Source organism: Sphingomonas sp. PAMC26645 (genome assembly GCF_004795835.1).
Taxonomy (GTDB): Bacteria; Pseudomonadota; Alphaproteobacteria; order Sphingomonadales; family Sphingomonadaceae; genus Sphingomonas.
Genome location: NZ_CP039249.1, coordinates 2,332,132 through 2,346,003, shown reverse-complemented (window position 1 = coordinate 2,346,003; position 13,872 = coordinate 2,332,132). Strand labels below are relative to the sequence as shown.

11 protein-coding genes are annotated in these 13,872 nt (G+C 63.8%); 3 read left to right on the top strand and 8 right to left on the bottom strand.

The window, feature by feature from the left end; genetic code table 11:
- Nucleotides 1-135: 135 nt before the first annotated feature.
- Nucleotides 136-465 carry a multidrug efflux SMR transporter gene (locus E5673_RS11020; protein ID WP_056481244.1) on the bottom strand — a complete coding sequence of 110 codons (330 nt, stop codon included), beginning with the start codon at nt 463-465 and terminating at the stop codon, nt 136-138.
- A 232-nt stretch (nt 466-697) separates the two neighbouring features.
- Nucleotides 698-1,987, bottom strand: a complete 1,290-nt coding sequence (gene ltrA / locus E5673_RS11015) for a group II intron reverse transcriptase/maturase (protein WP_210731728.1) — start codon at nt 1,985-1,987, stop codon at nt 698-700.
- A 720-nt stretch (nt 1,988-2,707) separates the two neighbouring features.
- Between ltrA and E5673_RS11010 the strand changes: the two genes are divergently transcribed.
- Entirely contained in the window at nt 2,708-5,086 is a 2,379-nt protein-coding gene (locus E5673_RS11010) for a TonB-dependent receptor (protein ID WP_136190035.1), read from the top strand.
- A gap of 47 nt (nt 5,087-5,133) precedes the next feature.
- A complete protein-coding gene (locus E5673_RS11005) occupies nt 5,134-6,342 on the top strand; it encodes an aminotransferase class V-fold PLP-dependent enzyme (protein ID WP_136191459.1) in 1,209 nt (402 codons plus the stop codon).
- A 156-nt stretch (nt 6,343-6,498) separates the two neighbouring features.
- Here the strand turns inward: E5673_RS11005 and E5673_RS11000 are convergent, their stop codons facing one another.
- From E5673_RS11000 to paoA, 6 genes are all read right to left on the bottom strand, one after another.
- Nucleotides 6,499-7,281, bottom strand: a complete 783-nt coding sequence (locus tag E5673_RS11000; RefSeq protein WP_168711608.1) for a retroviral-like aspartic protease family protein — start codon at nt 7,279-7,281, stop codon at nt 6,499-6,501.
- Nucleotides 7,282-7,630: 349 nt separating this feature from the next.
- Nucleotides 7,631-8,386, bottom strand: a complete 756-nt coding sequence (locus E5673_RS10995; RefSeq protein ID WP_136190033.1) for a glucose 1-dehydrogenase — start codon at nt 8,384-8,386, stop codon at nt 7,631-7,633.
- A gap of 40 nt (nt 8,387-8,426) precedes the next feature.
- Nucleotides 8,427-8,837, bottom strand: coding sequence for a cupin domain-containing protein (locus E5673_RS10990; protein WP_136190032.1), 411 nt, complete (start codon nt 8,835-8,837; stop codon nt 8,427-8,429).
- A 107-nt stretch (nt 8,838-8,944) separates the two neighbouring features.
- Nucleotides 8,945-11,155 (bottom strand): aldehyde oxidoreductase molybdenum-binding subunit PaoC, encoded by a 2,211-nt coding sequence (gene paoC, locus E5673_RS10985; protein ID WP_136190031.1) that lies wholly within the window; start codon nt 11,153-11,155, stop codon nt 8,945-8,947.
- Nucleotides 11,152-12,102: a xanthine dehydrogenase family protein subunit M gene (locus E5673_RS10980; RefSeq protein WP_136190030.1), complete on the bottom strand. Its 951-nt coding sequence runs from the start codon at nt 12,100-12,102 to the stop codon at nt 11,152-11,154. Before E5673_RS10980 ends, paoC begins: the two co-directional genes overlap by 4 nt.
- The gene (paoA, locus tag E5673_RS10975; protein ID WP_136190029.1) at nt 12,099-12,731 is read right to left on the bottom strand and encodes an aldehyde dehydrogenase iron-sulfur subunit PaoA; all 633 of its coding nucleotides are present in this window, start codon (nt 12,729-12,731) and stop codon (nt 12,099-12,101) included. Before paoA ends, E5673_RS10980 begins: the two co-directional genes overlap by 4 nt.
- Before the next feature lie 118 nt (nt 12,732-12,849).
- Here paoA and E5673_RS10970 point away from each other — a divergent pair, with 118 nt between their 5' ends.
- Nucleotides 12,850-13,755 (top strand): LysR family transcriptional regulator, encoded by a 906-nt coding sequence (locus tag E5673_RS10970; protein ID WP_136190028.1) that lies wholly within the window; start codon nt 12,850-12,852, stop codon nt 13,753-13,755.
- The last annotated feature ends 117 nt before the right edge of the window (nt 13,756-13,872 follow it).

Below are 13,872 nucleotides of genomic sequence, written 5' to 3'. Positions count from 1 at the left end.
ACTCGCCAGACCGATACTCGGTCTTTCGAACGCCCTTTCCGTCTCAGCAAGTTGGTCGTCCGGTTGGACCGCAGCTTGCGGCGGCCGGGTCAACTGGCGGCAGGGCTAGAAACGAGAGGAAAGCCGCGGCCCGCTTCAGTGGCCCGACGCGTTGGAAAACACGTTCATGACAATGACACCGGCGACGATCAAGCCCATGCCAATGATAGCAGCGGTGTCGAGCTTTTGACCCTGGAATGCCCATGCAGCCGTCGAAATGAGAACAATGCCGGCGCCCGACCAAATAGCGTATGCAACGCCCGTCGGGATCGTACGGAGGGTCAGTGAGAGGAAGTAGAAGGCAATACCGTAGCCGACCACCGTAACGACGGTCCAAGGCATGCGGGTGAAACCATGCGACTGCTTCATTGCAGTCGTAGCACAAACCTCGGAGACGATCGCGATTGCGAGCATGAGATAGTTCATGCACGACCCGCTAGCACACGAAATGCGGCCAATTTGCGACGCTCCCTGCCCCGGGACAGGGACTCTTGTTATTAGGGGCGTCACCCGGCAGCGCGAAGTTAGCAGAGTAGAGTCAGGAAGTGGCGCGGTATCGTGCGGTTCGCCTGTGGGGCTCACCAGACGACCCGTTTCCACTCCCTGCTCATCGAACCGGACATGCGGATCTCCCTGCATCCGGCTCTCGGACAAAGCATCACGCCTTCGCCCACGGCGCGCCCCGACCAAGCTGGGTAAGCCGCACGAGCCCGTACTGCTCGTAGAGGTGCTGGGGTAGATAGGCTCCCGCCCTCTTGCCGGCTTTCCCGTGCTTGCGCCGAAACCACCGACGCAGCCGCACCACTGTATAGCTGTCGATCGCCCGATACGCCTTGCTCGTGGTACCAACCGAAAAGTAGTTGGCCCATCCGCGCAGCGCCCGGTTGATCTTGGCTACCAGCACTGTGGGATCCTGCCATGTAGACCGTCGTTCGGTGAGCGCGTGGACGGTGTCCACGGCCCGTTTGATGCTCTTCTTGGACGGCCGATGGCCCATATAGGCTCGCCCCGTCTTCGCCGAGTACATCCGCCCGAAGGTATAGCCCAGAAAGTCGAACGTCTCGTCCGGCACCTTGCAGATGCGAGTCTTTTCCTCGTTCACCGTCAGCTTCAGCTTGCCCATCAGCCTGCGCATTTGGTCGAGCGCAGCTTCCGCATTGCCCTTCTGACACAGGATGACGAGGTCGTCGGCGTAGGTGACGAGCCGAGCACCAAGACGTTGCCCAAGGCCGAGCTTCCGCCATCCCAGCACGAACCGGCGCATGTATAGATTTGCCAACAGTGGTGAGATGGGTGAGCCTTGCGGGATGCCACATCGCTGATCCCGGGCCGCCGTCGTTCGCGTCTTCCGACCTTTATCGTCGGTCTCTTCAACAGCACAATTCAGCCACAACCTGACCAGGTGCAACACGCGTGGATCGACGATCCGGCGTGCCACAGACTTCATCAGTTCGGGATGGGGAATGCTGCCGAAGTAGTCGGCGAGGTCGGCGTCCACGACATCGGGACGTCCGTGATACAGTTGGTCTTCTACCTCGACCACGGCCTGCTGGGCGTTGCGCCCAGCACGATAGGCGTAGATCTCTGGTGGAAGGTCGGCTTCGAAGATCGGTTCCAACACCAGCATCGCTGCTGTCATGCAGACCCGATCCCGCACGGTGGATATGCCCAGCGGCCTGAGTTTGCCGTTGGCTTTCGGTATATGGACCCGTCTGATCGGCTCCGGTCGGTACGTCTTCTCTCTGAGCGCAAGCGCCAGTTCTGCCAGCCACCGCTCGACGCCATACGCTTCGATATCCGCGAAGTCCTGACCGTCTACCCCGGGTGCGCCCTTGTTAGAGCGGCACTTGGCGTAGGCATGAGCCAGAATGTCGTCGCGGCTGATCTTGTCGTACAGCGCGTAGAACCGATAACCGGCTTCCGCCTTAGCTTTCGCATGTAACGCCATCTGCAGGTCCCGGACGCTTTTCGGAGTTGATAGGTTTCCCAATCCCCTGTCCCTCACCACTTGCTGCGTTTGCCTTGAACCAAGGCCCCTTCCCTCCACCGACATTACTCGGTTTCCACGGTACTACGGGCCTCTCCGCCACCCCATCGCGCCCGTCCCATCCCTCACAGGCGTCCGGTTGCTCATCCCTGAGCACGTGATGGGGCTTCCCGTGTTGCGTGCGCTTTCCTTGTGTACATGCTGCCGCCATTACCCCGGTGCAGCAGACGAGCTCCAAACGTCGCTCAAACTCGCCCGTCTGTATCAGCCTTCCCCGAAATGGGTGTCGGGTCGGCCTGCACATCGTCCTTTTCGAGGCTTGCTCAGCGTTCACTCACGTTGCGGCCTGCACACTCGCACGGTCACCTACGTGACCGTCATCCGGGGGCTTCAAACACTTCGTTACCTCCATGCCTGCCCCGGTTGCTTCCGGCTGGAGCTCTTAGCCGGGTGGGACTCGCACCCACTAGAAAACGCCGCCTTTGCACGGCGCACCCCACAACCGGACGTTCGTGCGCCCTCCCCGTCCCCACCTTCAGCCTCTCATCTACCTCAAATCCTCCGTAACTCGTTCTGGCGCAGTGTCATCGAAGTGCCGCTGTTCCGTCATCACCACGAAAAACGCACGGGCTAGCTGCCCCTCGAACCGGTGGAACAAAACCGGCAACCTCTAGGGGCATCATGAAATTCATCACCAGCAGCGCGCTCGTCGCGCTGCTCGCAGGCACGCCTGCGCTCGCTCAGACCGCGCAGGACCTTCCCGCGAACGCGTCCCAGCCGAACGACGAGAACCAGATCGTCGTCACCGGCACGCGCGACCGATCGCGCACGCAATTCGATACGCTCGCCCCCGTCGACGTCCTGTCCGGCGACGCGGTACGCTCGAGCGTTTCGGGCGATCTCTCCGATACGCTGGCGCAGTTGCTGCCCTCGTTCAACGTCCAGCGTCTGCCCGCCGCGGACGGGCAGGCCTTCGTGCGCCCCGCCACCCTGCGCGGTCTCTCCGCCGATCAGACGCTCGTGCTGATCAACGGCAAGCGATATCACCGTTCAGCCCTGCTCGGCACGCGGGGCGCGCAAGCGCCCGATCTGGCGGGCATCCCATCGCTCGCGATCAAGCGGATCGAGGTGCTGCGCGACGGCGCGTCCGCGCAATATGGCTCGGACGCGATCGCCGGGGTGGTCAACATCATCCTCGACGACACCGCCGGGATGGATGCGTTCGGCCAGTTCTCCCAATATTATAAGGGCGACGGCAAGGAATATCAGACCGGCGCACGCGGCGGCATCGCTCTCGGCGACCGCGGCACGATCGTCGTCACCGGCGAATACGACCACAGCGAAGCGACCTCACGCACGCGCCAGCGGCCCGACGCGATCGCGTTCCAGGCGGCGAATCCTACCTTGGTCGTGCCCAATCCAGTGCAACGCTGGGGCCAGCCCGACGAGGAGCGTATTCGCGGCGCGCTCGACGCGAACTATGCCTTTAGCGATGCCGCCCAATTCTACGTCTTCGGCACCGCGCAAAGTGGCGAAGGCGTGACCGACTTCAACTGGCGCAACCCTGCGGGCACCAGCAGCGTCTATGGCGCGAGTTCGGCTTTTCCCGGCTTTTCGTTCAAGAGCGTCTATCCGGTCGGTTTCTCGCCGCGTTTCGGCACGACCTATAGTGACTATCAGGGCGATACCGGTCTGCGCGGCGATCTGAGCGACCGGTTCAGCTATGATCTGAGCGCCGCCTTTGGACGCAGCCGGATCGATTATACGCTCAACGAGAGCCTCAACGCGTCGCTCGGGCCGGCGAGCCCGACCAGCTTCTATCTCGGCCGCCTCGAACAGCGCGAATTCAACCTGAACGCCGATTTCGTCTATCGCCTGCCGGTCGGCACGGCGGCGCCGGTCAATGTCGCGTTCGGTGCAGAACGCCGTCGCGAAACCTACCAGGTGTCGGCGGGCGATCCGGCATCCTACGCGATCGGCGCAGGCGCGGCGACCGGCCTCGCGCCCAATTCCAACGGCTTTCCGGGTTTCAGCCCAAGCCTGGCCGGCACGTTCGACCAGACGAGCTACGCCGGCTACCTCGATCTCGAATGGCAGCCGGTCGATATGGTGACGCTCGGTGCGGCAGGCCGGTACGAAGACTTTTCGGAATTCGGCGACACCTTCAATTACAAGCTTTCCGCTCGGTTCGAGCCGATCAAGGGCATTGCCGCGCGCGGCACGTATTCGACTGGCTTCCGCGCGCCCACGCCTGCCCAGCTCAACACGTCGCAGACCACTCAGGGTCTCGACACCACCACGCTCCAGGTATTCAACCAGGGCAGGCTATCGCCCAGCGATCCACTCGCGATCGCCCTCGGCGCTCGCCCGCTGACTCCCGAAACATCGAAGACCGCGACCGCCGGACTGACCTTCCAGAGCCGCTTCGGCCTGACCGCCAGCGTCGATATCTACCAGATCGACGTCGACAACCGGTTCAGCCAGTCCCGCACCTTCGCGGTCCCGGCCAGCTTCGCCAATCTGCAGCGTTTCACTGCGGTCAGCTACTTCACGAACGACTTCGATACCCGCACGCGCGGCATCGATGCGGTGATCGGCTATGGCCACCGCGTCGGGCCGGGCCGTGCAAATTTGAGCCTGGCCTACAATTACAACCAGACGAAAGTCCGCAGCGGCACGAGCGCCGCAATTCCCAACGAAACCCAGCGACGGATCTTCGAGGAGCGGCTGCCCAAGCATAATGGAACCGCAACGCTCGGCTACGATATCGGCCCGGTCGCGCTGCTCGCACGGGCACGGTATTACGGCGCCTGGACCGACGTCACCGGCAACGCGACGGGCGAACTGTCCCAGCGCTTCGGCTCGATCGCGTTGTTCGACGTGTCAGCCGCCTACAAGTTCGACGATCATTTCACGCTGCGGGTCGGTGCGGAGAACGTCGCCAACACCTATCCCGCCGAAGCCACCAACCAAGCTGTCCGCGGCCTGATATATTCGCGCAATGCGCCCTACGATACCGATGGCGGCCAATATTACGTACGGGTGGGAATGAGCTTCTGATGACGACGCCGATCGATCGCCGGCTGTTCTTGACCGGAGCTGCCGCCATGACGGCGGCTCCGGCGGGGGCGGCTCTATCCCCGTCGGCGACCGACGACACGGCGTTCTGGAAAGAGGTGGCGGCGCAATACGACCCGACGCTCGCGGTGATTCATCTCGAAAACGGCAATTGGGGCATGATGGCGCGCCCCGTCCTTCAAGCCTATGAAAGCAATCTCGAACGGGTCAACCGCGACACGAGCTATTACACCCGGCGCGGCATGGTGAAGGACTGGATGGCGGCACGCGATGCGCTGGCCGCCACGCTCCAAGTCCCGGCGGACGAGGTCGCTTTCACGCGCAACGCGACCGAGGCGCTGAAGGCGCTGATCCTGGGATACAACGCGCTGACGCCTGGCGACGCCGTGCTCTACGCGGATCTCGATTACGACAGCATGCAAGCGTGCATGGACAGCCTGAAGTCACGACGCGGCGTGTCGGTCGTGAAGATCGCGCTTCCCCAACCGGCGACGCGCCAGTCGCTGATCGACGCCTATGCCGCCGCGATGGAGGCCAATCCGCGGCTGAAGCTGATCCTGCTGACCCATCTGAGCCACCGTACCGGGCTGGTCCTGCCGGTGCGCGAGATCGCGGCGATGGCTCGCGCGCGGGGAATCGCCACGATCGTCGACGCGGCCCACAGCTGGTGCCAGCTCGACATGACACTGGCCGATCTCGACTGCGACTATGTCGGGATCAATTGCCACAAGTGGCTGGGCGCGCCCCTTGGCGTCGGCGCGATCCATATCCGACGGTCCGCGCTATCGGCGATCGACCGCGATCCCGCCAATCCTGCGACCGACCGCGACACCATAAACGCGCGCATCCATACCGGCACGGTAGATTTCGCCGCGCCGCTGACGGTGCCCGCCGCGCTGGCGTTTCAGGAGAAGATCGGCAGCAAGCGCCGCGCCAACCGCCTCGCTGCGCTTCGCGATCGATGGGTCGCGCAAGCCCGCGCGATCCCTGGAATCGAGGTACTGACCCCTGACGACCCTGTGCTGCACGGCGGCATAACCGCCTTCCGCGTCGCCGGAAAGACGAGTTCGGTGGATAACGTGGCGATCGCGAAGACCTTGCTAGATCGGTTCGGCATCTTCACCGTTCACCGTGACGGTCCTGCAGCAGGATCATGCGTGCGAGTGACACCTGCCCTGTTCAACACGATGGCAGACATGGACGCATTGGCAGCGGCTCTCGGCCGGCTACCGGTTTAGCACCCTAATGGTGAGCACTGAACAGGCGACTTTATCGCCATCACCTCTACCGCGCTGATCAGCGAGACCTGATCTATCATCCCGGTCTTGACCGACACGCCTCGAGACAGGCGACAGGGGACCAGTGCATTGCAAACTTGCCTTCCCCTGGCCGGACTAGCGCATGGCTACTTGCGTCGGCATCCCGCGCGGGGTGATCGTCATCACGCCGTCCTCGATCGTGACGCGTCCCAACCGAGCGATCTCGGGCTGTCCGAGCAGCGTGTAGGGGATGCCGGGCTGGCCGATACGCATCGTCATACGGCCGAGGCTCTGTCCGCCGATCTCGACCGACGCGACGCGAGCGACGCCGACCCGGGTGTAACCGCCAATGCCGACCGCCACCTCCTCGCGCTGCACGGCACGGTCGGCACCGGTCTCGCGCGCGTCTTCGGCCGAGAGGACGCTATATGCGCCGCCGGTATCGATGATCGCACGGATGGGCACGCCGTTAATCATCATAGACGCGACGAAGTGCCCGCCCCAAGAATCGCGATTGATCCGCAGGACGCGTGGCGTCCCAAGCGCGACCGGATCGTCGAGGTCGGCCGGGTCGATCTCGATGTGGGGTACGGGTGGCGGTGCATACGCCACGACGGCGACCGTCGTGCGCTGTGGCTCGATGCAGGTGACGACGGTACGCGACAGCACGTGACCGTCGCCGTCCTCGTCCGTGGTCTCGGTGGTGGTGATCGTCGCCATGCCAGGCGTCCCCACGCCCCCCTGCCATGCCGCATCGCCAACGCGCGTACGTCCGTTGACCGTGGTAACGGTGCGCACGGTGTTTGCGGGGACATCCTGGATCTGTCCCCCGATCTCGACGCGGACCTGAGCGGCGGCGGGTGTCGCGGTGAGCGCGAGCGCGATTGCCGCAGCGTGGACAGTTACTCTGGTGGCCATCGCCTCCCTCGTTTTCTCTTTCAGGGACATTCGTCCCTGAGGATCAGCGAGATTGTAGCGCGTGTTCGTTTACATACGGTTAGCGTGTGCGGCGGGGGTATGATGCCGCTCGTGTCGGTGCACGGGGCGGTCGGCGACTTTGCCCGGCTCCGCCGGCCTTGCAGCAGCATTCGGTCCGGCGCAACGAGATGAGTGTCGCTGACCGGAATCGACGACGAGTCGACCTATACCCGGATACTCGGAGCTTTGTCTGCGCCCTTTCCCTTCATCCGTTCGTCCAATTTCCATTCGCGACCCTGCTCCATTCAGTCGCCCCTGTAAGGCGGCGAGTGAATGGATGATCGCGTAGTTACAGCGACCAGCCGCCATCCACGGAGATGGCGGCACCGGTAACAAATCCTCCTAGGTCTGCGCTCATCCAGAGAACAGCGTCGGCGATTTCCTCGGGCTTGCCCAGGCGACCGACCGGCTCGAGATCAATGGCCTTCTGGATATCACCGTTGGTAAAGCGATCCATCATCGGCGTCTCGATGTTGCCCGGCAGAATCGCGTTCACGCGAATATTCTGCTTGGCATAGTCGAGCGCAGCCGATTTCGTCAGGCCGATGATGGCGTGCTTGGAGGCAGCATAGGAAGCACCGCCCGCCACACCCCGGACGCCGGCACCCGACGACGTGTTGACGATCACGCCCCTACCTTGCCGGACCATCTGTGCCAGTTCGTGCTTCATGCACACGAACGTGCCGCGAAGGTTGATGTCGAGGATGCGGTCCCACTCATCGAGCGCGATCTCGGCGACGGGTGCGGCCTTGTTCTCGACGCCGGCATTGTTGAAGGCGATGTCGAGCCGACCGAAGGTCTCGACGACCTGACGGATCGCCGCCTCGACCTGTTCCGGCTTGGACACGTCGCAAGCGATGACCAGCACCTGTGCGCCCGCATTCCTGACGGCATCGGCGGTTTCGGCAAGCGCATCTTCGGTAAGATCGAGGATCGCGACACGGGCGCCCTCGGTTGCGAACGCAACAGCCGTAGCGCGGCCGATGCCGCTAGCCGCGCCGGTGACAAATGCGACCTTGTCGGAGAAGCGATGGGTAGTGGACATGAAGTGACTTCCTAGTTTCGGTTATGCGTACGGCGGTCGATCATTCAGACCCAAGCGGCGCGAGATATTCGTCGTCCGTCACCTTCTCCATCCAGGTCACGGGCGAGCCGTCGACCGACTCCTGGATGGCGACATGAGTCATGCCTTGGTGCGGTGTTGCGCCGTGCCAGTGCTTGTGCTCAGCGGGGCACCACAGGATGTCGCCCGCATTGAACTCCAGCTTCGGGCCATCCGCGATCTGCGTCCAGCCGACGCCCTCGGTCACGATCAACGTCTGGCCGGCGGGGTGCTTGTGCCAGGCAGTGCGGGCGCCAGGCTCGAAATGGACGATGGCGCCGGAAACACGGGACGGTTCGTCGCGCTGAAACTGGCCGGTGATCGTGACTTTGCCGGTGAAATAGTCCTCCGGTCCGTCGACGGTCTTCATTTCCGTCTTGCGTGCGATGGTCATGTCGAAACTTCCTCTTTGTGCTTGAACAGAGCTGACGGACAACATCAGCGCTAGCAGGATGCCGAACTGGATCAGGAATGCTGCGCGTGCCAGCGTTGGTCGGGCGATCACGTCAGCGCCGGCAGCGCGTCGAGATGCTTGTCGAGCGTGATCGGATACTCGCGCACGCGGACGCCGGTCGCGTTGTAGATCGCGTTGGCGACCGCTGGCGCGACCCCGGTCAGACCCAGCTCGCCGACGCCCTTGGCCTTTACCGGCGAGATCGTCGGATCGACCTCGTCGATGAAGAAGGCGTCGAGATGCGGGATGTCGGCGTGGACCGGCACCTCATAGCCGGCGAGATCGTGATTCACGAAGAAGCCGAAGCGCTTGTCGATCGCCATCTCCTCCATCAGCGCCGCACCGACGCCCATCACCATGCCGCCGATCACCTGGCTGCGCGCGGTCTTGGCGTTGAGGATGCGTCCTGCGGCGCAGACCGCAAGCATGCGCCGCACCCGGACCTCGCCGGTATAGGCGTCGACCGCAACCTCGGCGAAATGCGCCGCGAACGTCTGCTGCTGGAACTGATCGGCGAGCTTGGCGAACTCCATCAGGTCCTCGACCACGAGGTCGCCGTCTTTTGCCGCGTCGGCGAGCTTCACCGAACGGTTGCCGCTGCGCACCTGGCCGTCCGCGAAGTCGACGTCGGCGGTGTTGAAGCCGAGTCGCTGGGCGACGGTTTCGCGAAGCTTCATACACGCCGCGTAGACGCCCGCCGTCACGGAAGGCGCGCCCTGCTGCCCGCCCGATCCCGGCGTTTCCGGGAAGGTGGAATCGCCGAGCTTGACCACGATCCGGTCGGGCGTGACGCCCATCATCTCGGCCGCAGTCTGCTGGACGACGGTGTAGCTGCCGGTGCCGATATCCGTCATGTCGGTTTCGATCGTCACGACGCCGTGCCGATCGAGCCGGGCCCGCGCGCCGGCCTTGGCGATCTTGCCGCCGCGGATCGCCCCTGCCATTCCGATACCGATCAGCCATTGCCCTTCGCGGACCGCGCCGGGCTTGCTCTGGCGCTTGTCCCATCCGAAGCGTTCGGCGCCCTCCCGCAGGCAACGGACGAAGGCTCGGGTCGAGAAAGGCTTGTTCGGATTTTCGGGATCGACCTGCGTGTCGTTCACCACGCGAAGCTCGATCGGATCGATCTTCAGCTTTTCTGCCAGCTCGTCCATCGCCACTTCCAGTGCCATCAGGCCAGGGGCTTCGCCGGGCGCCCGCATCGCGTTGCCCTCGGCGAGGTCGAGCGTGGCCAGCCGCATCCGGGTCAGCCGGTTCGCACCCGCATACAGCGTCCGCGTCGAGGTGACGGTAGGCTCGGTCCGCCCACCGACGAGGTTGCCCGACAGGCTGTCATGACCGATCGCGGTCAGCCGCCCGTCATCGCCCGCCCCCAGCTGCACACGCTGGATCGTCCTGGGCCGGTGGATCGTGGTGTTGAACATGATCGGACGTTGCAGCGCGATCTTCACCGGGCGCTTGACCATTCGTGCCGCGATCGCCGCCAGCGCCAGATCGACCTGCACGGTCCCCTTACCGCCGAAGCCGCCACCGATGTAGGGAGAGATCAGGTGGACGTTCTGCTTGGGAATACCGAGAATTAGCCCGAGGTCGCGCGTTCCCCAGTTCATCTGCTGGATCGACGTCCAGCACGTCACGCGGTCGCCGTCCCACTTCGCGATCGAGGCATGCGGCTCCATCATCGCATGTGCTTGGTCGGGCACGGTATAGGTCTCGTCGACCTTGACCGGTGCCGCGGCGAACGCCTTGGCGAAATCGCCGACCTGCTTCTCGTTGGGGCCGCCAAACTCGCCCTCCGGCGGAACCGGCGCGGTGGCGTTCTGCGCGGCTAGATCGAACCGCCCCGCCGTCCGCTGATAGTCGACCCGCACCAGCGCCGCTGCCGCACGAGCCTGTTCGAAGGTCTCCGCAACGACGACGGCTACCGGCTGATGATAGTGGTCGACCTCCGGCGCGGCGAGCATCTTCTGGACGTAGAACTTTCCGACCCCGGACTTGCCGGCGTTGAGGTACGTAACGATACCGACCACGCCGGGCGCACGTTCGGCATCGCGCGTATCGATCGTGGTGATCCGGCCCTTGGCGATCGCCGCGCCCAGGATGTAACCGTACGCAAATCCGGGCGCGACATCCTGCCATTCATAAGCATAGGTCGCGGTGCCGGTGGTTTTCAGATGCCCTTCGTAGCGATCGAGTGGCTTGCCGAGCACCTTCATCCGGTCGGTCGGATTGGCGCCTGCGGGTGTGTCGAAGATCATGACTTCACCTCTGAAATGACCGCCGCGAGGGTGCGCGTCGCGAGTGGGATCTTGAATGCGTTGTCGTCGGTCGGCCGCGCGCCGGCAAAGACGGCTTTCGACATTTCGACCGCGCCACTCGGCATCGCTGCCTCCGCAGCCTCCACGCGCCAAGGCCGATGGGCGACACCACCGAACGCTGCGCGTCCGTTGCCGTCGCGCTGGACGATGGCGGCGACCGAAACGAGTGCAAACGCATAGGACGCCCGGTCGCGCACCTTGCGGTAGACATGCGTACCACCGACTGGCGCGGGCAACGTCACCGCGGTGACGAGTTCGCCGTGATCGAGCACGTTCTCGCGTTCGGGCGTGTTGCCCGGCAGCGTATGGAAGCTGCCGATCGGGATGGATCGCGTCTTGCCGTCCGCCCTCACCGTCTCGACCGTGGCATCGAGCACGCGCATCGCAACCGCCATGTCGCCTGGATAGGTTGCGATGCACGCGTCGCTCGATCCGATGACGGCAAGCTGGCGCGAATAGCCGCCGATCGCAGCGCAGCCCGACCCTGGCTTGCGCTTGTTGCAGGGCTGGTTGGTGTCGTAGAAATACGGGCACCGCGTCCGCTGGAGCAGATTGCCCGCGGTCGTCGCCTTGTTGCGTAGCTGGCCCGAGGCACCTGCGACGATTGCGCGGCTGAGGACGCCGTAATCCCGCCGCACCCGCTCGTCGCTAGCAAGCGCTGTGTTGCTGACGAACGCACCGATCCGCAGCCCGCCAACGTCGGTCGGTTCGATCCGGTCGAGCTTAAGGTCCTGCACGTCGACCAGATGAGTCGGCGTCTCGATCTCAAGCTTCATCAGATCGAGCAGGTTGGTACCGCCGGCCAGGAATCGCGCGCCGGGATGGCTTGCGACGATACGTGCCGCGTCCGCAGGCGTCCGTGCCCGCTCGTAGGTAAAGCTTCTCATGCGCTGGCTCCTGCAACGTCGGCCATCGCCTCAACGATGTTGGAATAGGCACCACAGCGGCAGATGTTGCCGCTCATCCGCTCGCGCATTTCGGCGCCAGTCGGTTGCGGCGCTGCCATCAGATCGACCTGCGCATGGCTGGGAACGCCACGCCGGATTTCCTGCAGCACGGAGACCGCGGAACAGATCTGCCCCGGGGTGCAGTAACCGCACTGATATCCGTCACGCTTCACGAAGGCGGCCTGCATCGGATGCAGGTGCTCGGGCGTGCCGAGCCCCTCGATCGTGATCACGGCATCGCCGTCATGCTGGACCGCGAGGCTGAGACAGGCGTTGATCCGCTCGTCGTTGACCATGACCGTGCAGGCCCCGCACTGCCCGTGGTCGCAGCCCTTCTTGGTACCAGTCAGGTGCAGATGTTCGCGCAACGCATCGAGCAGCGTCGTCCGCGGGTCGAGCGTCAGCGCACAGGGCTTGCCGTTCACGGTCAAAGCGACCTCGTACGTCGGTAGGGCTTGCACCGGCGGCGCGGCGTCGGCCGTTTCACTCACGATGGCGGATGCTGCTGCCGTAGTAGCGGCGCTCCTCAGCATCTCCCGTCGTGACAATTGAAAACTCTCGCTGGCCATCGGCGATCCTCCTTGGGCGCGCCAAGGGGCGCCGATCAGGCCTATTAAACGCTTTTGCACGGAGACGGTTACCGCCACGGTGGTTGATGCAAGGATGAATCTGCTTCAACATCGCAAGATGCTCGTCACCCGAACCAACCTCACCGACCTCGCCTATTTCTTGGCGATCGCGCGGCACCGGAATTTCCGTCGGGCCGGTCTTGAGCTTGGCGTGTCCGCCTCCGCGGTGAGCCATGCACTGAAGAATTTCGAAGCCCGCGCTGGCGTCCGACTGATCAACCGGACGAACCGGTCCGTGACGTTGACGTCGGCCGGCAAGACGCTCGAGCAGTCGGTCTCCGGGTCATTTGCCGACATCGGCTCCGCACTCGAAAACCTGGATCAGCTTCGTGCCAATCCTGGCGGCAAGATCCGCATCAATGCCGTGGTCGATGCGGTAACGTTGGTCCTAGGCCCCGTGCTCGCCGAACTGGCTCGCCGTCACCCCGGTATCGAAGTGGATCTCGTCTCCAGCAACCGTATCGTCGATGTCGTCGGCGAAGGGTTCGACGCAGGCGTGCGCTATGGCGGCACCGTACCCGAAGACATGATCGCGCAGCGTCTTTCAGCCGACCTCAGATGGGTGGTTGCCGCATCTCCCGGTTATCTGGAGGAGCGTGGCACGCCGACGCACCCAGACGAACTGAAGCATCACCGCTGCCTGGGCGTTCGGCTCGGCGACGACAGCATCTACCGCTGGGAGTTCGAGGGGCCGGACGGCGACTTCGACGTGCCCATCAAAAGCGCCATGACCGCTGACGATAGTCGCTCGACATTGGCGATGGCACTGCACGGTGCGGGTCTGACATTTGGTCTTGAGGCCCTGTTTGCCGAGCATGTCGCCGATGGCCGTCTCCGCCTCGTGCTGACCGACTGGGCGACGATGGGGCCAGGCTTCTACCTCTATTACTCCGGACGGCGACAAGTGCCCGCGGGTTTGCGCGCATTGCTTACCATAGCGGCTAAGCTGAAACCGCTTGGCTAACGATATCTGATTATACGAACCGAACTCAAAACGCGGATCGGAACGCCGCCTCGTTAACTCAGCTTGTGTCCAACGAGACCCATAGGTCGCCGTTCTAGTGCCTCCATCGCCTTCAAT